Source organism: Arthrobacter sp. ov118 (assembly GCF_900116495.1).
GTDB lineage: Bacteria > Actinomycetota > Actinomycetes > Actinomycetales > Micrococcaceae > Arthrobacter.
Window position 1 is genome coordinate 1098654 of sequence record NZ_FPAY01000001.1, and the last position, 20443, is coordinate 1119096.

Annotated in this window: 18 protein-coding genes; 9 read left to right on the forward strand and 9 right to left on the reverse strand. The window is 67.5% G+C overall.

Annotated features, from left to right (window positions below; all coding sequences use genetic code 11):
- Positions 1-33: 33 nt before the first annotated feature.
- Entirely contained in the window at positions 34-1371 is a 1338-nt protein-coding gene (locus BM372_RS05115; protein WP_090952661.1) for an MFS transporter, read from the forward strand.
- A gap of 136 nt (positions 1372-1507) precedes the next feature.
- Here BM372_RS05115 and BM372_RS05120 read toward each other — a convergent pair whose 3' ends face one another.
- The 6 genes from BM372_RS05120 to BM372_RS05145 form a co-directional block, all read right to left on the reverse strand.
- Positions 1508-1930, reverse strand: coding sequence for a heat shock protein transcriptional repressor HspR (locus BM372_RS05120; protein WP_090952664.1), 423 nt, complete (start codon positions 1928-1930; stop codon positions 1508-1510).
- Positions 1931-1945: 15 nt separating this feature from the next.
- Positions 1946-2926 carry a DnaJ C-terminal domain-containing protein gene (locus BM372_RS05125; RefSeq protein ID WP_177235880.1) on the reverse strand — a complete coding sequence of 327 codons (981 nt, stop codon included), beginning with the start codon at positions 2924-2926 and terminating at the stop codon, positions 1946-1948.
- Between the two features lie 262 nt (positions 2927-3188).
- Entirely contained in the window at positions 3189-3842 is a 654-nt protein-coding gene (locus BM372_RS05130) for a nucleotide exchange factor GrpE (RefSeq protein ID WP_177235881.1), read from the reverse strand.
- 2 nt (positions 3843-3844) lie between these two features.
- Positions 3845-5707 carry a molecular chaperone DnaK gene (gene dnaK / locus BM372_RS05135; protein ID WP_090952666.1) on the reverse strand — a complete coding sequence of 621 codons (1863 nt, stop codon included), beginning with the start codon at positions 5705-5707 and terminating at the stop codon, positions 3845-3847.
- 265 nt (positions 5708-5972) lie between these two features.
- Entirely contained in the window at positions 5973-6557 is a 585-nt protein-coding gene (locus BM372_RS20615) for a hypothetical protein (protein ID WP_177235882.1), read from the reverse strand.
- Between the two features lie 89 nt (positions 6558-6646).
- A complete protein-coding gene (locus tag BM372_RS05145; protein ID WP_090952668.1) occupies positions 6647-7453 on the reverse strand; it encodes a TetR/AcrR family transcriptional regulator in 807 nt (268 codons plus the stop codon).
- A 124-nt stretch (positions 7454-7577) separates the two neighbouring features.
- Here BM372_RS05145 and BM372_RS05150 point away from each other — a divergent pair, with 124 nt between their 5' ends.
- Entirely contained in the window at positions 7578-8552 is a 975-nt protein-coding gene (locus BM372_RS05150; protein ID WP_090952670.1) for an NAD-dependent epimerase/dehydratase family protein, read from the forward strand.
- An 84-nt stretch (positions 8553-8636) separates the two neighbouring features.
- Positions 8637-10154, forward strand: a complete 1518-nt coding sequence (locus tag BM372_RS05155) for an NUDIX hydrolase (RefSeq protein ID WP_143111429.1) — start codon at positions 8637-8639, stop codon at positions 10152-10154.
- An 89-nt stretch (positions 10155-10243) separates the two neighbouring features.
- Here BM372_RS05155 and BM372_RS05160 read toward each other — a convergent pair whose 3' ends face one another.
- Positions 10244-12637, reverse strand: coding sequence for an MMPL family transporter (locus tag BM372_RS05160; protein ID WP_256214043.1), 2394 nt, complete (start codon positions 12635-12637; stop codon positions 10244-10246).
- Between the two features lie 245 nt (positions 12638-12882).
- On the opposite strand from BM372_RS05160, the gene BM372_RS05165 reads away from it, so the two are divergent.
- A complete protein-coding gene (locus BM372_RS05165) occupies positions 12883-13395 on the forward strand; it encodes a MarR family winged helix-turn-helix transcriptional regulator (RefSeq protein ID WP_090952674.1) in 513 nt (170 codons plus the stop codon).
- Positions 13396-13426: 31 nt separating this feature from the next.
- Here the strand turns inward: BM372_RS05165 and BM372_RS05170 are convergent, their stop codons facing one another.
- Positions 13427-14812 (reverse strand): APC family permease, encoded by a 1386-nt coding sequence (locus BM372_RS05170; RefSeq protein WP_256214044.1) that lies wholly within the window; start codon positions 14810-14812, stop codon positions 13427-13429.
- A 101-nt stretch (positions 14813-14913) separates the two neighbouring features.
- Here BM372_RS05170 and BM372_RS05175 point away from each other — a divergent pair, with 101 nt between their 5' ends.
- The 4 genes from BM372_RS05175 to BM372_RS05190 all read left to right on the forward strand — a co-directional run bounded on the left by BM372_RS05175 (position 14914) and on the right by BM372_RS05190 (position 17777).
- Complete coding sequence (locus BM372_RS05175; RefSeq protein WP_090952676.1) at positions 14914-15729, forward strand: methyltransferase domain-containing protein; 816 nt, start codon at positions 14914-14916, stop codon at positions 15727-15729.
- A 129-nt stretch (positions 15730-15858) separates the two neighbouring features.
- Positions 15859-16341, forward strand: a complete 483-nt coding sequence (locus BM372_RS05180) for a hypothetical protein (RefSeq protein ID WP_256214045.1) — start codon at positions 15859-15861, stop codon at positions 16339-16341.
- Positions 16342-16511: 170 nt separating this feature from the next.
- On the forward strand, positions 16512-17063 hold the full coding sequence (locus BM372_RS05185; protein WP_090952678.1) for a dihydrofolate reductase family protein: 552 nt from the start codon (positions 16512-16514) through the stop codon (positions 17061-17063).
- A 90-nt stretch (positions 17064-17153) separates the two neighbouring features.
- A complete protein-coding gene (locus tag BM372_RS05190) occupies positions 17154-17777 on the forward strand; it encodes a LysE family transporter (RefSeq protein ID WP_090952680.1) in 624 nt (207 codons plus the stop codon).
- Positions 17778-17832: 55 nt separating this feature from the next.
- Here BM372_RS05190 and BM372_RS05195 read toward each other — a convergent pair whose 3' ends face one another.
- Entirely contained in the window at positions 17833-18759 is a 927-nt protein-coding gene (locus tag BM372_RS05195) for a PaaX family transcriptional regulator (RefSeq protein WP_090952682.1), read from the reverse strand.
- 204 nt (positions 18760-18963) lie between these two features.
- On the opposite strand from BM372_RS05195, the gene BM372_RS05200 reads away from it, so the two are divergent.
- Positions 18964-20358, forward strand: a complete 1395-nt coding sequence (locus tag BM372_RS05200) for an MFS transporter (protein WP_090952684.1) — start codon at positions 18964-18966, stop codon at positions 20356-20358.
- Positions 20359-20443 lie beyond the last annotated feature (85 nt).

Consider the following 20443-nt stretch of genomic DNA (forward strand, 5'->3'; position numbering starts at 1 on the left):
CCCCGTCCCATATCGAAGGAGATATGGACGCTGATGAGTACGCTCACACAAGCACAAAGCCGCCAGGCTGAACACGGTTCACCGGAAAAGCTCAAGGTTGCGATCGGCAGTGCCGTCGGCACAACGATCGAAAACTACGACTTCCTGGCCTACGGCACAGCCGCTGCACTGTATTTCGGCAGCGCGTTTTTCCCCGGCCAGGACCCCCTGGCCGCCACCCTGCTCGCGTTCGCCACCCTGGCCGTGGGATTTGCGATGCGGCCGCTGGGCGGGCTCATCGGCGGCTACCTCGGGGACAAGTACGGCCGCAAACCGGTCCTCGTCGGTGCGCTCCTGGTCATGGGCGGCGCCACCTTCCTGATCGGTGTCCTGCCCACCTACCAGCAGGTGGGCGTCCTGGCTCCGATCCTGCTCGTTGCCATCCGCATCATCCAGGGCCTGGCCTTCGGCGCGGAGTGGGGCGGCGCCATCATGATGACCTTTGAGCACGCACCCTGGCGCCAGCGCGGCCGCTACACCGGCATCCCCCAGGCCGGCGTCCCGCTCGGACTGTTGCTCGCCAACCTTGTCTTCCTTGCCACCACCGGCTGGAACAATGAATGGTCCTGGCGGGTACCGTTCCTGGCCAGCTCCCTCCTTATCATTGCCGGCATCATCATCCGCCTCAAGGTCAGCGAATCGCCCGAGTTCGAGGAGACCAAGGCCAAGGGCGAGCTCGTCAAGAACCCCCTGCTGACCGTGATCAGGGATGACTGGCGCAACATCCTGCGCGTCATCGGCCTGCGTCTTGCCGAATCAGGCGGCTTCTACGTGATCGTCACCTACCTGCTCTCCTACATCACCAGCAACAAGATCGCCGACCGCCAGACCGGCCTGACCGGTCTCGTCCTCGCCGCGGCGCTGGGCGTCGTCACCACCATCCTTTGGGGCCGGTTCACTGACAAGGTCGGCCGCCGCAAGGTGTATATCGCGGGCTCGGCCGGGATCATCCTGTTCGGCGTTCCGTTGTTCCTCCTGGTCAACACGGGCGTCCCCTTCCTGATCGTCCTCGTGTACATCATCGGACTGCCGATCCTCCACGACATGCTTGCAGGGGCCCAGGGCGCCTGGTTCTCCGAGTTGTTCCACGCCAACACCCGGACCTCGGGCGCCTCGATCGGCTACCAGTTCTCTGCCGCCATCTCCGGCTTCATCCCCCTGATCGCCGCAGCCACGGCAGCGGCTTGGGGCTGGGGCGGGGTGTCCATCGTCTACATGGGCTGCGGCGCGATCGGCCTCATCGCCGCCCTGGCCACCCGCGAAACGTGGGGCCGGCGTGAACGCGACGGCGTCGACCAGCTCATCGCCTCGAGTAAATACTCGAGTAAATAAGGGACCAGCAAATACGGACCGCCACATAGGGCCCCAGTCAGGCCCATGGGGCAGCCCCACTGCCTACTCAATAACAGGTGTGCCCGGGACCACGGTCCCGGGCACACCTGTTTGTCTTGGTCGATCCTGCGTCGTCTTAGTCGATTCCGCGCGGCCGCCACACCACCACGGCCTGGGACCTCGCCTGGGGACGCTTCCCGCGGGCCAGGCTGACGACGTCGCCGGCCGTTCCGGCGGCGAAGATCCGCGCATCGGTTGCCTGGCGGCGCCGGCCCAGTTCCTCGGTCAGCTCACTGACCCGGCGCTGCAGGCCGGCCACCTGGTTCTCCAGCTGCAGGATCCGCTTGATGCCTTCCAACGAGACGCCCTCGTGGGAGAGCCGCTGGACTTCGCGGAGCATGTTCACGTCCCGCTGCGAGTAGCGCCGCGACTTGCCCGGCGCGCGGCTGGGCGAGACGATGCCCAGCCGGTCGTACTGGCGCAGCGTCTGCGGGTGCATGTCCGCCAGCTCGGCCGCAACGGAGATGACGAAGATCGGCTGATCGAAGTCAATGGCCATGGCTGGACCCCGTTCCTAGAGCCGGGCCTTGGCTGCCAGGCCGGAGCGGACGTCCTCGCCCATCGTGGCTGCGGCGAACGCCTTCACGGCTTCCTCCGCTTCCTTGTTCAGCCGCCGCGGGACGGCGACGTCGATCGTCACGAGCAGGTCGCCGGTGGCCTTGGCGTGCTTGATCCCCCTGCCCTTGACGCGCAGCGTGCGCCCAGACGGCGTGCCCGCAGGCACCCTGACTTTGACCGTGTCGCCGTCGATCGTCGGAACCTCGATGTCCGCGCCCAGGGCCGCCTCCGGGAAGGAGACCGGCACGTGGATGCGGAGGTTGTCGCCGTCGCGGACGTAGAACTCGTGCGGCTTCACCGAGACGGTGACCATGAGGTCTCCGTTACCCGCCGGAGCGTACTGGCCCTTGCCGCGGACGCGGACCTTCTGCCCGTCCTTGATGCCGGCCGGGATGCGGACGTCGATGACCTCGCCGTCCGGTTCCCGCAGGCCGATCGTAGTGCCGCGGATGGACCCGGCAAACGAGATCGAGGTGGACGCGGTGCGGTCCGCGCCCTTCTGCGGAGCCCGCTGGAAGGACTGGCCCCCACCGAATCCGCCGCCGCCGAAGAGATCCGCGAACTCGGGCGGAATGCCGCCCGCGGTGCTGTAGCCGCCGGAGTGGCGTCCCCCGCCGCCGGTAAAGAGCCCGCCGAAGAGGTCTTCGAAGCCTGCCCCGCCGGCAGCCCCGCCGGTTCCGCCGGGCGCGAAGCGTGCGCCGCCACCCATGGCACGGATGGCGTCATACTGCTGGCGCTCATCGGGATCGGAGAGCACCGAATACGCCTCGGAGATGTCCTTGAACATTTTCTCAGAGCCTGTATTACCCGCGTTCCTGTCCGGGTGGTGCTGCCGGGCAAGCTTCCGGTAAGCCTTCTTAATGTCGGCGTCGGAAGCGTCCTTGGCGACACCAAGGATCTTATAGAAGTCCTTATCCACCCAGTCCTGGCTAGCCAATGGCGTTTCCTCTCTAGTTCTGTGTTGCGTTGGAGCTCCGCTGGATAGGGGGCCGTGCCCGCTTCGCGGTGCCCGCCACGCCGCGGCCCCCTATCCAGCTGCGCTGCGCTCATCTCACCTTAGGCGAGACAACCGCCAGAGCGGAGCGAGACAAGGGGCCCGGGAGTGGCATCGGGCCTATCGAAGCGTGGCGGCTTAGGTCCGCAGGACCAAAGCCGCCACGCGTAGGGGCGGGGCCCCTTGTCTCGCTTCGCGACGGTGACTACGCCGGAACCGCCACGATCACCTGGGCCGCGCGGAGAACGCGGTCGCCGGACTTGTAGCCCGAGCGCAGGACCTGGCTGACGGTGTCGAACTCGACGTCCGTGCCGGGCTGCTGGATCAGGGCCTCGTGGATCGTGGGATCGAACTCCACGCCGGTCTCCTCAATGCGCACCAGTCCGTACGTCTTCAGCGCAGTCTCCAGCTTGGCGGCAATCGCGGCGAACGGGCCGTCCGCGAGGTCGCCATGCTGGCGGGCGGCGTCGACGTCGTCCAGTACCGGCAGCAGGGCGTTCAAGACGCCGATGACGGCCATCTCGCCCGCCACGGCACGGTCGCGCTCGACCCGCTTGCGGTAGTTGACGTACTCGGCCTGCAGCCGGCGAAGGTCATCGCGGAGCTCGTCCGCCTCAGCGGCACCCGCACCCTGCGCCACCGATTCCGCGGCGGGCACCTCAACGCTGTTGAGGATGTCCTCCGCCTGGGACAGGGCGTCCCCGGAATCGGCCTGGTCGGGGTGGCGGGCCTGGCCGGTCTTCGGATCAACCTTGCGGTTGTCGTGGATCACCGGCTTCTGCGCCTCGTTCTCCCGCTGTTCAGCGTCGCGCCGGCTCTCGGAAGAACCGTGCTCTTCTTCGTTACCGTGGTGCGGCATGATTACTTCTTCTCGTCTTCGTCAACGATTTCGGCGTCGACGATGTCCTCGTCGGAGCCCGCTGCCTGCTCGCCCGCGGGGGCACCCTCAGCGCCGGTGGCACCGTCGGGGGATCCGGCGTGGGCGTAGATGGCTTCGCCGAGCTTGGTCTGGGACGTCTGCAGCTTCTCAAACGCGGACTTCACGGCGGCGTCATCCGTGCCTTCCAGCGCGGACTTGAGCGCGTCGACGTCGGCCTTGACCTCGGTCTTGACCTCTTCCGGCAGCTTGTCGGCGTTGTCGGCGATCAGCTTGTCCACGGAGTAGGCCAGCTGTTCGGCGGAGTTGCGGGTGTCGGCGGCCTCGCGGCGTGCCTTGTCCTCGGCGGCGTGCTCTTCGGCGTCGCGGACCATGCGGTCGATGTCTTCCTTCGACAGCGCGGTGCCGCCGGTGATGGTCATGGACTGTTCCTTGCCGGTGCCCTTGTCCTTCGCCGAAACGTGCACGATGCCGTTGGCGTCGATGTCGAAGGTGACCTCAACCTGCGGCACACCGCGGGGGGCCGGCGCGATACCGGTCAGTTCGAACGTGCCCAGCGGCTTGTTGTCGCGGGTGAACTCGCGCTCGCCCTGGAAGACCTGGATGGCCACGGACGGCTGGTTGTCATCCGCCGTGGTGAAGGTCTCGCTCCGCTTGGTGGGGATGGCCGTGTTGCGCTCGATCAGGTGCGTCATGATGCCGCCCTTGGTTTCGATGCCAAGGGAAAGCGGGGTGACGTCGATCAGGAGCACGTCCTTGCGCTCACCCTTGAGGACACCGGCCTGCAGGGCAGCACCGACGGCGACGACCTCGTCCGGGTTTACGCCCTTGTTCGGCTCCTTGCCGCCGGCCAGTTCCTTGACGAGTTCATAGACGGCCGGCATGCGGGTGGAACCGCCGACGAGCACGATGTGGTCTATCTCGGAAAGCTTGATGCCGGCTTCCTTGATGACGTCCTGGAACGGCTTCTTGGTGCGGTCCAGCAGGTCTTTGGTGAGGTCCTGGAACTTGGCGCGGGTCAGCTGCTCGTCCAGGTGGACCGGGCCGTCGGGGGTGACGGACAGGTACTGGAGGGAGACGTTGGTGCTGGAGGAGGAGGAGAGTTCCTTCTTGGCCTGCTCCGAGGCTTCACGCAGACGCTGCAGGGCGATCTTGTCCTTGGAGAGGTCGATGCCCTTGACCTTGAGCTGGTTCAGCAGGTAGTCGACGACACGCTGGTCCCAGTCGTCGCCGCCGAGGTGGTTGTCACCGGCGGTGGCGCGGACCTGGATGGTGGAGAAGTTGTCTTCGTCCTTACCAACCTCCAGGAGGGAGACGTCGAAGGTTCCGCCGCCGAGGTCGAAGACCAGAATGAGCTCGTCTTCCTTGCCCTTGTCCAGGCCGTAGGCCAGTGCAGCCGCGGTGGGCTCGTTGACGATGCGCAGGACGTTCAGGCCGGCGATTTCACCGGCCTCCTTGGTGGCCTGGCGCTGGGCGTCGTTGAAGTAAGCCGGGACGGTGACAACGGCGTCGGTGACCTTTTCGCCCAAGTAGGACTCGGCGTCGTTCTTCAGCTTCATGAGGATACGGGCGGAGATTTCCTGCGCCGTGTACTTTTTGTCGTCAATGGCGACGGTCCAGTCGGTGCCCATGTGGCGCTTGACCGACGCGATGGTGCGGTCAATGTTGTTGACGGCCTGGCGCTTGGCGATTTCGCCGACCAGGACTTCGCCGGCCTTGGAGAAGGCAACAACCGACGGCGTGGTGCGGCCACCCTCGGCGTTGGCAATGACGGTGGGCTCGCCACCTTCGAGAACGGAGACAACGGAGTTGGTGGTTCCGAGGTCAATACCTACTGCACGTGACATGGATTGCTTCCTTACTTTCCTTGGAATCTTGCGGAGATGGCCGCGGACCACAATGGGCCCGACCGTATTGAGCGATCTGGACTCAACTTTACTCAGGCCCGGCTTTAAGTCAATCCAAAGTTGAGCGACATTCACTCAACTTTGGATTGCCCGCGGTCCGCAGCCGTTCATCTCCACCCGAATCTCCCGGATTTCAGCCTTTCCCGCGCTCCCCTTGGCAGCGTTTCGCCCTGCGCGAACCACTGATGGGCGCCTTGGCTGCCGCCTACCCCTCGTCCCGCGCGACGTCTTCGGCGGACTTGTCAGCTGCCGGCCGGCTGCCCCGCTCACCGCTGGCCGTTCCGGCGGCCCCGTAATCACCCTCGGGATACTCCCCCTCAGGCCTGCCGGCCGGCTGACCGCCTGACCGCTCGGCGTCTGCCGTTCCGGCGGCCCCGTAGTCACCCTCGGGATACTCCCCCTCCTCGGCGACGGCTTCGGTCCCGTCGGCGACCGTGTCACCCGACAGCCCGGCATCGCCATAATCACCTTCGGGATAATCGCCTTCCACCTCGCCGACGACATCCGCTCCGGCGACGCCGGCGTCGCCGTAGTCACCCGCCGTATACCCGCCTTCGACTGCCGTGGGCGGGACTTCGCCCGCCGCGCCCGCGGAGCCGTAATCACCTTCGACGTACTGCCCCTCGGCCGCGGGGGCCTCGACCTCGCCCTGGGCCGCGGGCCGCCCGTCGAGATTGTTGGACGCTGCCGGTTCGGACGCTGCTTGTTCGGAAGCCGCCTTTTCGAACAGGGTCCGGTCACGCGGGCCCTCTGCGGCGATGTTCTTTTCAGGCACATTCTCTTCAGACATGATGGACCCTCCTGGACGCATCGGGTGCGCCCGTGCGGGCGCAGGGGCAGTCTATCGAGCGCCAGCGCGGGGCAACAGAGGGCGCCCGTTCAGGCGGCAGCGCCCGGCGCCGGCAGCCCGGCGACGTCGGCGAGCACCGCGAGATGGTGGGCGAAGAGCTCCTCCCGGGCGGTGAAAGTGCCCTCGCCGTACTGGCCGAAGACTTCAAAACTGACGGCACCGAAGAGCGACGTCCAGGCCAGCGCACCGCGGGCCAGGAGCTCATCCGGCATGGCCAAACCGGACTCCGCCCGGATGGCCGCCAGATCCCCGGCCAGACCGGCCGGCACGGCAGGGCTCCCCGGGCCGGGCGCAGCAAGCCGCCCGGCCCGGAAGGCGCCGTCGAGGATGCCGATGAGGGCAAAGATCACCCGGGTCCCGGGACCGGTGGTCCGCTCGGCGGGCGCCTGGTAGCCGGGGACCGGGCTGCCGAAGAGCAGGGCGTAGCGGGCAGGTTCGCGCAAGGCCCAGTCCCGCACCGCGCGGCCTAGGGCCCCGAACTGGCCGCCGAAGTCGCCTTCCGGCACGGCCGCAACGGCGGCATCCACCGCATCGCCAAGCTCGTTGTAGGCCTCTATTAGAAGCAGGGTCAAAAGCTCCTCCCGGCTCTCCACATAGCGGTAGACCGCAGAGGATACGACGCCCAGATCCCTGGCAACGGCGCGCAGGGACAGTGCCGCGGCCCCATGCAACGCCAGATGCTCCCGGCCCAGCCGGATGATGTCGGCCACGGTCCGGGCACGGGCACGTTCCCGCGGGGTGCGGGGACCCGGCGCGGCGGGAGCTGGCCCCCCGGTGGATTGAACGGCTGGCTCAACAGCCGGCTCAACGGCTCGTTCACCCTTGTCCTCTGGCATGTGTCCAGCATTCCACAAACAAGAGCACCGTCAACAAGTGTGAGCACCGCTCTTGACTTATCCCGACCAGGAGCGCATTCTGAATTCAGAGAGCACTGCTCTCGCAACTTCAAAGGAGTTCGGAATGTCCCAGTCAGAAGCTGCCGGGCGCGGATCGGCCCGGCTCTATGTCGTCACAGGCGCGGGCCCCGTGGGTTGGACGGTCGCGGAACAGCTCGCCGCGGCCGGCCACCACGTGCGGGTGTTGACCAGGTCCGGCAGCGGGCCGGCCCACCCTTCAGTGGAGAAATTGTCCGTCGACGTTTCGGACCCCGCCCGCCTCGGCGGGGCCATCGACGGTGCCGCGGCCGTCTTCCACTGCGTCCACGGCTCCCGGTATGAGGCGAAGGCCTGGGAAAAGGAGCTCCCGGGGGCCGAGCAGACCGTCCTCGCCGCGGCGGGCGAGGCGGACGCCGTCGTCGTGTTTCCGGAAAGCCTGTACTCCTACAGCGCACCTGAGCATGTCATGGCGGAGGAAAGTCCGCGGCAGGCGCAGGGCGGCAAGCGTGGCATCCGGACCTCGCTGCTCGCGGCACGCGCGGCCGCGGCCACGCCCACGGTGAGCGTGGTGGCCGGCGATTTCTTCGGGCCGCGGGTCCGCAACGCTCACGCCGGGGAACGCATGGTCCGTCCCGTTCTGGCTGGCCGGTCAATGCTGGTGATCGGGCGGGTGGACCAGCCACATTCCTTCACCTACGTTCCGGACCTTGCGCGCGCGATGATTGCGGCGGCGGACAGGCCGCCGCTGTGGAACCGGGTGTGGCATGCACCCACGGGACCGGCGCTGACCCAGCGGGAGATGGCGGGGGCCTTCGCCACGGCGGCGGGCGTGCGCGCGCCGCGTGTCACCGCCCTACCCGGCTGGGCGCTGAAGGCGATGGGCGGGTTTTCCCCTGGCGTGCGGGAACTGGCGGAGACGCTGTACCAGTTCCAGCGCCCGTTCGTGATGGACTCGGCGGCGAGCCAGGCCGCCCTGGGCCTGGCTCCGACCCCGCTGCACGTTGCGGCCGCCGCCACCGTCTCCTGGTGGCGGGACCAGGAACGGGTGACGGCGGCCTGACTTCCAAACCAGTCGAGGGCGGCGCTGTGTGGATAAATTCGGTGATTGACTGGGGCGATGACTGAGGCAGTGAGTTTTTGGGGAATGAGCATTGCAGACTGGGTTTCATTGGCACCTGCCGCGATTGCGATCTACGCGGTATACAGCGCATGGCGGGCGCAGCCGGCCTGGTTGATGTTCCGAAGGCGCCACGCCGCCATGAAGAGCGTTGGCATCAGCCGGCGCGACTCGAAGACCAGGGTCAAGAACATCATCCAAGGCGCCCCGAACGCCCCGTCCGACGAACTCAACTGGCTTGCGGCAGGCTACCCCGTCAGCGCCGGCGGTGTCGCCCGCGGCCACGACGATCCCATGCCGCTTACATTTGCAGCCACGGCCGCGGAGTTGGTCAGCCTGTCGGAAGCGTATTCCCGCTACGCGGCGGATCTGCGCCGCGGTTCCTTCTTGGGTACGACCTCCGCTCCGGTCGTCGAACGGGAAACCGCCATGGCGGCCAAGACCTCAAGAGTCCTGGCCGAGGCCGCGGCGGGCGGCGGCCACGGGGGAGAACGGCCCAGCCGCCACCTCAGAATCGAATCGCCGCTCCTCGAGCGCGAACTCGACCTTTGGCAGATACCCGACGCCGCTTCGGGCACCCTAGCCTATGACACCTTCGTCAGCTACCGTCGGCACCGGTACAGCCCCGATTTCGACGACGAACGGAGCACCACAGCCGTCCTGCCTGCATCACTGGAAATGCCGGGGCTGGAGACAAAGAATATGGATGCCTCGGACGCGGAGAAACAGTTCCTCCGGAACAAACTCGACTCGCAGCACGCGTTCGACGGCGTCCTCCCCCGCCTCGTAGGCTGGCGAACGGAGCGGGACAACGGCAACGGCCGGCTCAGGCTCCATTTGGCCATGGCCGAGACCACATACGGGGCCGTGCTGCTGGACCACTACCCGGACGCACTCGGAGGCACTGTCCGCAACGTGACCGGCATGAGGGCCAAACTCCTCACTTTGTCCGCAATCGTGGTTTCCTCTGACCGCAAGTTATTGTTCGCTGGCCGGTCGCGGCACGCCGGGTCACATCCGGATAAGTTCGGCCCTGCGGTAAACGGCAACCTCGAACTCCGCCCCCGCAAGGGAATCCTTCCGGACGGCGATGAGTTCGGCCTTCCCGATCCGCGCCGGGCGCTGGCACGGGAAGCTGCAGAAGAGCTCGGCCTGGTGATGGATCCCCACCGAATCCAGATGCTCGGCATGGGGCGGTTCAGTGTCGGGGACAAGGAACGCGGCACGCACGTTCTGCTCGCCCTCGCCCAGCCGGACCTCACGGCCGAGGACATTACCGCCGGAATCCGGGATGCGGATCCGATGGAAGGCCGTTGGGAGCTTGGCAGTGAATTCCTCGCCGCACCGCTGCCGCGGGCCGGGGAGGACGTTGACCCGATCCTGTCCTGGCTCCTGCATGATCCCAGGCTCACGCCCCACGCGGTTCTCACCGGCATCGCTGCCGTGGCCCGGTTCTTCCCCATCACTCCCGAACAGCTACATCGGTTGTCGGCCGCGCCGAGAGACCCAGGTTTTTCACCGGAGTCCTTGCAGCTTGACTACTGAAGGTGGCAGCGCCTGCGAAGCGGCTGCCGCCACTGTCGCCTGGTGGGGGACCAGGAACGGGTGACGGCGGCCGGGTTCGCGGGTTCCGGCTAGCGAATTCCCGCCTCGGCGGATTCCGGTTCCGGCTCGGCTGGCAGCTCCCGGGCCGCGGCATCAGCTCCGGGCCGGCCGAGCTTCCCCGGCCACCAGATCCGCGGGCCAATGTCGTAGGCCAGGGCCGGGACCAACAGGGAACGGACCAGGACGGTGTCCAGCAGCACGCCGAAGGCGACAATGAAGGCCAGTTGCACCAGGAACATGATCGGGATGACGCTCAACGCGGCGAAAGTTGCGGCCAGCACCACACCGGCGGAAGTGATCACGCCGCCCGTGACGCTAATGCCGCGGAGGACGCCGGCCCGGGTGCCGTGCTTGAGGGATTCCTCCCGCACCCTACTCATGAGGAAGATGTTGTAGTCCACGCCCAGGGCCACGAGGAAGACGAAGCCGAAGAGCGGAACGGTGGCGTCTGCCCCCGGGAATCCCAGGATGTGGTTGAACACGACGGCGGAGACTCCCATCGCGGCGCCATAGGACAGCACCACCGAGGCGACCAGCAGGACCGGTGCCAGCACGGAGCGCAGCAGCAGCGTCAGGATCACAAGGATGACCGCGAGCACCACCGGGATGATGGTGACGAGGTCGCGCTGGGCGGTGGTGTTGGTGTCCAACGCCGTCGCGGTCACGCCGCCCACGAGGGCGCCGGCGTCGATCTTCTTGAGTTCCCGGCGGAGGTTTACCACCGAATTCTCGGCCTCCTGCGAATCCGCCGCGTAGTTGAGGGTCGCGCTGATCAGGACCTTCCCGTCCCGGACCGCCGGATCCGTCGGAGTGCCCGGCCCGGCCGGGGCGCCCGGGGCTCCGGTCATGATGGGGACGCCGCCTTCGGCCAACAGATAGGCGTCCCCGACGCCGTCGCTTGCCTTGGTCTTATCCAGCACTTCCGGGGCTTTCGCTTCGTCGGCGACGATCACTGCGGGGCTGCCGGATCCGGCGTCGAAGTGCCGACCCAGGGCGTCCTGACCATCGACGGCGTTGGAGGCGGCGAGGATGACGTCGGTTTGGGCCACGCCGTTGGCTTTGAGTTGGAGGATACCGGCGCCCGCCACGAGGAGCAGCAGGACCGAGGTCATCCAAACCGTTCGGGGCCGGCGCGAAACGAGCGAACCGGTGGCCCGCCACAGTCCCTTCTGGCCCTCGAGCCCGGTCACCAGTTCCGGGTCCCGCTCCGTCGCCGGGAGCAGTTTGGGCCGGAACGGCCAGAACGCTGCCCGGCCCAGCAGCGCCATGAGGGCGGGCAGCAGAGTCAGGGCCGCGAAGAGTGCGCAGAGGATGCCTGCCGCCGCTACCGGCCCGAGCGCCTTGTTGGAGTTGAGGTCGGAAAACAGCAGGCAGAGCAGGGCGATGATCACGGTGGCGCCGGAGGCCAGGATCGGTTCCCACGCAGCCTTCCATGCCGTGAGCGCGGCGGCCGTGCGGTTGACGGTGTGGGTCAGGGCTTCCCGGAACCGGGCCACATACAGCAGCGCGTAATCGGTGGCCGCGCCGATCACCAGGATGGACAGGATGCCTTGGCTTTGGCCGTTCAGCTGGATCCAGCCGGCCTTGGCCATGCCGAACACCAGCAGGATGGCGGCGCAGAGCGCGAAGACGGAGGTGAACAGGACCATGATGGGCAGCAGCAGCGAGCGGTAGACGATCAGCAGAATCAGGAAGACTGCTCCGAGGGCCACGAGCAGGAGGACGCCGTCAATGCCGGCAAAGGCACTGACGAGGTCCGCGGTGAGACCGGCGGGGCCGGTGACGAACGTGCGCATTCCCGCCGGGGCGGACGCCTGGACTTCGTCCCGCAGTTCCTTGACCACAGTTTTCACTTCGCCCGAGGAAGCGACGGGCACCACGAACTGTACGGCTTGGGCGTCTTCTGACGGGATTGGGCCGATGACCGTGCTGCCGACCTGCAGGGCTTCCAGCTTGCCCTTGAGCGCCGCGGCCTCGCCGAGCTGGGCAGGAGTGAAGGCGGCATCGCTCTCGATCACGATGACGGCGGGGATTTCCTTGGAGTCCCGGAACTTGGCCTGCCAGTCCTGAGCCTCGGTGGCTTCGGCCCCGGCCGGCAGGAAGGATGCCTGGTCGTTGGACGAAACCTCACTGAGCCGGCCGAAGGTGGGGCCGCCGACGCCGGCAATGGCCAGCCAGGCCACGACCAGTACAGCGGGAACCAGCCAGCGTAGCCAGAACGGAGTGCGGGGTGTTCGGTTTCTGCCCCGCTTTCGGTTTTCTGCGCCGCTTTCGGACGACCGCGCTGCTGATCCGGGGTGCGGAGGGCCGATTTCGCCGCGGATTTCCGAATGCGAGGGGGGCGTGGAGTTGTTCATGGGTCCTTCCGGGGAGGCGCTGCGGCGGGACAGGTATGCAGCTCCATAGTAGACTATCTCCATCATGGAGATAAGTCTTAGCCGCGCCTGAATGGGGAGAACGGCCGTGGAAGGACAGTCGGCGCCCGGCCGCCGCAGTAAGGTTCGGGCGCAGTCCCGGGCCGCAGTAAGGTCCGGGCTGCAGTAAAATCCGGAGGGCGCCCTCGTTGACGCCGACCGGCGGCACTCAGAGCGCTGCGGCGCCAAGGACGCCTTATCAAGAGACGCCCCGTATGAATGGACGCCATCACTAGGGACAAGGGAGGTCAGCCGTGTCAGCCGAAGTCCCGGGACCCTCCGAAGCGGCTGGTCCGCCGCCGCTCGTCCGGCTCCTGCAGGAATTCACCCTCGAAGCGAACCGCTATGTGGATACCGCCGGCGGCCGCAACGACATGCACCGCACGGATCTCAACGCTCTGGCCGTCATCATGCGGCACACCGCGCGGAACCAGGTCGTCACGCCGGGGCTGCTCAGGAAAGAGCTGAACCTCAGCTCACCGGCCACCACCGCCCTGATCGACCGGCTCCACAGTTCCGGCCACGTGGTCCGCGAGCGTGAGGGCGCGGACCGTCGGCAAGTGCAGCTGCGCATGACCCCCAAGGCCTACCGGGACGGCGGCGCCATGTTCCTTCCACTGGCCCGCCATATGGGCGCGGCGATGGAGAACTTCACGCCGGAGGAACTGGAGATCGTCACCCGCTTCATGAGTTCCATGATCGAGGCCACCGTACTGGCCGGCGAGGAAGCGGCACGCGGCCCCGAACCGGACCAGCACCCCGGCTGATCGGCAAGTTCTGCCGATCAGCCGCAGTGCCTCACGGATGCGCTGCGGCCGGCGGCTGGCCCGCCGGCACCGGCAGCACAGCTGCAGGCATCGCATCAGGCACCGGCTCCGGCGTCGTCTCCGGCGTGGGGATCCCGACAGAACGCCTGCCAAAGCTCATTCCGACGCCGACGGCGGCGGCTGCCAGCACCAGCGGGACCACCAGCGCCCAGCCGCTAAAGAGCAGGACAACCACCATGACAGCGGCCGCCACGATCACGCCATACCAAGCGGCGGTCCGCGGTTGCAGCAGCCGGATGCCGGCGGCGAGGCCAAACGCGGTGACGGCCGTGAAGCACGCAGAGGCGGCCCCAATCTGGAACTGCATGTCGGCGAGTCCGGCAACGGCCGCGGCGAAGGACAGCAGCGTCAGGACCGCCAGCGCTGCCAGGCTTCCGGTCGGAACCTGTCCGCGGCCGCCTCCGCGGGCTAGAGCCTGCGGCAGCACGCCGTCGGACGCCAATGTGGACCCTAGCCGGCTGGCGCCGGCCACGAAGGTGTTGATGGGGCCGAAGGTCAGCACGGCGGCGGCGACGGCGGTGAGTGGGTCCGCCAGTGAGCCCAACCCCGTCTCCAGCAATTCGGCGATCGGCACCGCAGTGCCGGGAAGCTGCGGACCGAGCACGGCTACCGAGGCGGCGACGACGCCGATGTATACCGTGCCCACCACAACCAGTGTGAGCCAGGTGGCCCGCCGCAGGTCGCGACCGGGGTTCTGGAACTCCCCGGCCAGGTGGGACACGGCTTCCCACCCGGCGAAGCAGAAGAACAGCAGGCTCGCGGCGCCGCCCACCGCCCAGTAACCGTGCGGAGCAAAAGGCTGGAAATTCTCCGCCTTCGCATGCGGCGCCGCGAGCGCGACAGCGAGCGCGAGCAGTCCCACCAGCAGCACCATGAGCGCCAGTTGAATGCGGCTGGACATCCTGATGCCGACGGCGTTGCTCGCGAATGCGGCCAGCAGGATCGCTGCCGCCGCGAGGACCGCAGTCTCCCGTCCGCCGCCGAGGGCATGGGCGATGTAGTTGCCGCCGATTACGGCCGTTGCCGGCGCTCCGAACGGGATCGAAAAGTAGAAGAGGTATCCGGCCACGGCCGAGGCGCGACGCCCGAAGGCGCGTTTGACGAAATGGGCGATCCCGCCGGAATCGGGCTGCTGGCGGCTCATCTCGGCGAAGCTGAAGGCGACGGGAGCGCAGAACACCAGCAGGAGTGCCCACGCCAGGAGCGATGCCGGACCGGCTTCCTTGGCCGCGATGGCGGGAAGCACCAGGACTCCCGAGCCCAGGATCGTCCCGACGTAGATGCCGGTGGCCCGGAACAGGCCCAGTCCCTTGCCGCCACCGCCGCTGCCTGCACTGCTGCTGTTGATGTTTTCCACCCCTCTATTCATCCGCAGACCCTCCGGCGCCGGAAGCGGCAAAACTGACGGCGGGCCGCAAAAAACTGCCTGCCGGGGCCGCGGGAGGGTAGCGTTCCATTATGAGTGCGCAGCAGCCTGACGATGTGTACACGCACGGCCACCACGAGTCGGTGGTCCGTGCCCACGCCTCCCGCACGGCGGAAAACTCCGCGGCGTTTGTGATCCCGTATCTCACGCCCGGGGTGTCCGTCCTCGACGTCGGCTGCGGGCCCGGCAGCATCACGTGCGACTTCGCGACGCTGGTGGCGCCCGGTACCGTCACGGGCCTGGACCGCTCCCCCGACGTCGTCGCCCAGGCCACGGCCCTCGCCGCGGAGCGCGGCGTCGGCAACGTCGGCTTCGCCACCGGCAACGTTTACGACCTCGACTTCCCGGATGAGACGTTCGACGTCGTCCACGCCCACCAGGTCCTCCAGCACCTTACGGATCCGGTCGCGGCCCTGCGGGAGATGCGCCGGGTGGCCAAGGCCGGCGGGATCGTTGCCGTGCGCGACGCCGATTTCCACGGCATGAGCTGGTACCCGGCCATTCCTGAGCTCGACGACTGGATGGAGTTGTACCAGCGGATTGCGCGCCGGAACGGTGCCGAACCCGACGCCGGCCGCCGGCTCGTGTCCTGGGCGCAGGCCGCCGGGTTCACAGACGTGGCGCCGTCGAGCAGCAACTGGCTCTACGCCACCGGGCAGCAGCGGCGGTGGCAGGCCCGGGTGTGGGGCGAGCGGGTGCTGCATTCGTCCTTCGCCGACCAGGCCCTCGAGTACGGCTTTGCCGGCGAGGCGGACCTGACCCGGATTTCCGCTGGCTGGCACCGCTGGGGCTCCACCGACGACGGCTGGTTCCTGATCCCCAACGGCGAGGTGATCGCCCGGGCATAGGGCGCCGCCCACGGTCACAGCAGCGGCACAGCCTCCCGAAAGTGCTGCCATAACTCCGCGCCTGAGGCTGGGTACAGGCCGAATCCTCGGCCGGCCCGGGACTCCGGGCCCCAGCAAAGGAGTAACGCAATGGCAAAGATCAATAAAGCCACCGCGGGCATCATGCTCGCGGCGGTTATCAGCGGCGGCGCCGTGGGAGCGGCGGCCATCCCGGCCATGGCCGCCGACACCACGGGCAGCTCGACGGCGGCCACCACGGATGGCTACGGAAACGGCTACGGCACGACCGGCGGCGGCACCGGCGGACGGCACCAGGCCAACGGCAAGACCGAGGAGGCCCTCACCGGCGACACCGCCACCAAGGTGGAGGCAGCCGTCAAGGCAGCCCAGCCGGACGCGACGATCGAAAGAATGGAAACCGACGCCGACGGCGCCGTGTACGAAGCCCACATCACCAAGGCCGACGGCACCCACGCCACCGTCCTGCTTGATGCAAACTTCACCATCACCGAAACCCAGGACCAGGGCCAAGGTGGCGGCCGGGGCCGCGGCGGGCCGAACGACGGCGACGCCGACGACGCCGCTGCGAGCGGCTCCACCTCCAATGGCTAAGCCTTGACCAGAAAGGTCTGGGCTGTTCCGGATGGCGGCACAGCCCTCCGGAACAGCCCTTAGGGGCGTCCCGCCGTCGTCCGCTGCGGTCTTGAACAGTTGCCGTCAGCCATTCCCTCGCCCGGCATCTGCCGATAGGGTGCACTAAAGATTCACCGGAAGGAGAACCCATGCGCAAAGTGACAGCCGGCCTCTTCTGCTCCGTGGACGGGGTGGTGGAGGACCCGTTCCTCTGGCAGTTCGACAGCTTCGACGACGAGCTCGGGGCTGGGATGGGCGAGATGATGGGCCGGATAGACACCGGGCTCCTGGGCCGCGTCGGGTACCAGCAGTGGGCGGAGTACTGGCCCAAGGCCGAAAGCGACGCCGACTTCGCCGGGTTCATCAACCCGCTGCCGAAATTTGTGGCGTCCCGGACCCTGGGTCCGGAGCTGGAGTGGGAGAATTCGCGCCTGATCGAAGGTCCGCTGGAGGACTTCGTGGCGGACTTGAAGAACAGCGACGGCGGCGAGATCGGCATCTTCAGCAGCATCTCGCTGGTCCGCCAACTGCTGTTCGCCGGCCTGCTCGACACCCTGATGCTGATCGTTCATCCGGTGGTCGCGGGAAGCGGCCGGCGGCTGTTCAGCGACGGCGATCCCCTGACCCGGCTGGAGCTGCAGTCATCCCAGCAGACCAGCAAGGGAAACATGATCCTCAGCTACGGCCTCCGCGGCGACTGACCCGCCGCGGGCCCAGCTGAGCCGGCCAGCAGAGCCACCGTCGCGCCTGGACAGCGCGGCCGGCGGCCCCCGGGCCCGTAAACTTGGCGGGTGCAACCCTCACTTTGGCTGGCCCTGGCCGGCGCCGGCGTCCTGATCAGCTTCACCCCCGGCGCTGGCGCCATTAACACCATGAGCAACTCCCTGAACTCGGGATTCCGCCGTTCCATCTGGGGCATCCTGGGCCAGCAGGCCGCGCTGGTGGTGCACATCCTGGTCGTGGCCCTCGGCGTCGGCGTGCTCGTGGCAAGCTCGCCGGTCGCCTTCAACGTAATCCGCTACGCGGGAGCCGCCTACCTGGTCTATCTGGGCGTCCGGCAGTTCCTGCACAAACCGGACCTGGACCAGGAGAAGGCCGCCGCCCTGCGCAACGAGCCCGCGTTCTCGATGTTCCGCCGCGGCTTGTGGGTGAATCTGCTCAACCCCAAAGCCGTGGTCTTCTTCCTGGCCTTCATGCCCCAGTTCATCCGCCCGGAGCAGCCGCTGCTGCCACAGTACGCAGTTCTATCCGCCACCGTAATCGTGATTGACATCCTGGTGATGTGGTTCTTCTTCGCGGCGGCGGCCAGGTCTTTCCAGCGCTTCACCCACGACGCGCACGGCCAAAAGGTCCTGAACCGGACTTTCGGGGGTCTGTTCGTCGGCGTCGGCGTCCTGCTGGCCGCGATCCACTAACGACGCCGGCGCGCCCGGGCCGGGCACAATCCTTCCGACGGACCGCCGGATCGGATCAGCGGGAGGAGCCTACCGAGAGAGCCCGCGCCGTGCCCGCCAGCTCGGGAGCTTCCCGGGCAACTACTTGGCCGACGAAGGCGGTGGCCGCCTCGGCGAGCCCGTCATAGAGGCGAACCATCAGATCTCTGGCCTCGTTCCGCGGCCACGCTTCCGGCAGGAGCTCGGCAGGCAGGTCCGGGTCGCTCCACGGAAACGCCCGCCACGCGTCCATCAGCTCGGTCCTGACCCGGAAGGCTTCCTCCGGGCTGACCGTTCCGGCGTCGAGGCGTTGGGCCCACGGCGTGAATTTTTCGCTGAAGGGCCGGTATTGCTCCTTGAACTCCTGCGGCGACCAGGCCTCCACGAGCCGCTTGCCACGGAGGCTGGATTCCGCGGTGCGGAAAATGACGTAGTCGTCCACACCGTACCCCTGGCAGGTTTTCTCCAGCTCCTCGGAGTGGTCGCGCGGGGAGACCCACAGCGCCCCGAACAGCGGCGCGAATCCGCGCCAACGCAAGCGTGAGCGGAACATCTCCCGGACATCCCGCGACGTCTCCGGAATGGAAAAAGCGATGACGGTCCAGCTGCCGTCCCACTGGCGGGACTGTTCACCGAACACGGAGACCTGCTCCAGGCCGTGGCGCAGCCGGTTCCGCGCGCCCGGGGTAATGCGGTAACGCGAGGTCCGCCCGGCACTGGACTGCTCCAGAACACCCCGGGACGCGAGGCGGCTCAGCGCAGTCGCCGTCGCCGACGCCGTGATCCCCAGGCCAGCAGCCAGGGCCGCGATGAGCCGGGACGGCAGCCATTCCTCGCTATTGAACCAATAGTCCACCACCAGGGTGACCAGCTGGTGCTGGGTGGATGGCCCCTTCAAAGGCCGGGGAAAGTCGATGGCCAGGTCCGGGTCCAGGCCGGGCACGGAGGCGGGTCGCTCGCTCATCACGCCTCCATCATGCCAGCCGCAACCATCCCTGATTTCATTTTGCACTTGGATTGACGGACGCTGCAAGAAGTGCATACCATTGCGTCGGGAGTGACGGAGGCCACAGCCGAGCCCGCCACTCTGCTCAGCATGCGAGCCACAGGTCTTTTACCGCCCCACCCTTTCCCCTGTTTCACTTCCCGCCCACCTAGGAGATCCGCAATGACCGCTGGTCCCATCGATCCGCCGACGCCGTTGACGCCGTCCGCGGAACAGGCCCGCCCCGATTCCCGCGACGGAACCAAGCATGCCCGCCGTGCCGCCGCCGCCAGCTTCATCGGCAGCACCCTGGAGTACTACGACTTCTTTATCTACGGTTCGGCGTCCGCACTGATCTTCAACAAGATCTTCTTCCCCGGCATCGATCCCGCCCTCGGCACCATCCTGTCCATGGCCACCATCGGCATCGGCTACGTCGTCCGGCCCCTCGCGGCCAGCGTCATCGGCCACTACGGGGACCGCATTGGGCGGCGCCAGATGCTCGTGCTGACGCTCGTCGTTATGGGCGTGGCCACCTTCCTCATCGGCTGCCTGCCGCCGGCCGCCGCCATCGGCGCCGCCGCCCCGGTCCTCCTGGTGGTCCTGCGCGCGCTTCAGGGTGCCTCCGCGGCCGGTGAGTCCGTCGGTGCCGTGACCATGACCATGGAACATGCCCCCAGCAATAAACGGGCCTTCTACAGCAGCTGGGTCAACACCGGCGCCGTGGCAGGGATCATGCTGGCTTCCCTGGCCTTCCTCGCAGTGTCTCTCCTCCCGCAGGAAGACCTGCTCAGCTGGGGATGGCGGCTGCCGTTCCTCGCCAGCATTCTGGTGGTCGCCGTCGGCCTCTACATCCGCCTCCGGCTGCCCGAATCCGAGGTCTTCGAAGCCGCGAAAGAGACCGAGACCGACAACGAGCTCCCGCTCAAAGTCGTCCTCCGCGATCACTGGCGCACCATTTTGAAAGTCATCTTCTTCGGGCTCTGGAGCGTGGTGTCCTCGGTCTTCGCGGCCTTCGGCCTGGCCTACGCAACCGGCAAGTTCGGCATTCCGTCGGCCGCCATGCTTGGTGTCACGATTGTCACCGCCGCCCTCGGCATCATCGCCCAGCCCTACGCCGGCATCCTGGCCGACCGGATCGGCCGCAAGCCGGTCTTCATCACCGGCAACATCATCTGTGCCGTGGCCGCCTTCGTCTACTTCTGGTCCATCAGCACCGGGTCCATACCGCTGATCTTTGCCAGCGGCATCCTGTTCATGACCGTCGGATACGGCATGGTGAACCCGCTGGGGCCGGCCATGACGGCCGAAATGTTCCCCACCCGCGTCCGGTACACCGGGGCAGCCACCGCATCCCAGCTCGGCCTCGTCGTGACGGGCTTCGCGCCGGCGATCGCCGCCGCCATCGTCCAGCCCGGACCCACCGGCTGGATTCCGGTGGCAGGCTTCACGGCCGCCTGCTGCCTGGTCTCCGCGGCAGTCACCGCGATCTGGGTCAAGGAAACTTACAACGTATCCACCGAAGCCCTGGGAACCAGGCCTACCGCGGCCAAGGCATCAGCCGGCACTCCCGCCTAGAAACCGGCAGTCAAAACCGACAGCCAGAACGTACAGCCGCCGGGAGGGGCCGGGCACGCCCGGCCCCTCCCGCATATCTTCCCCG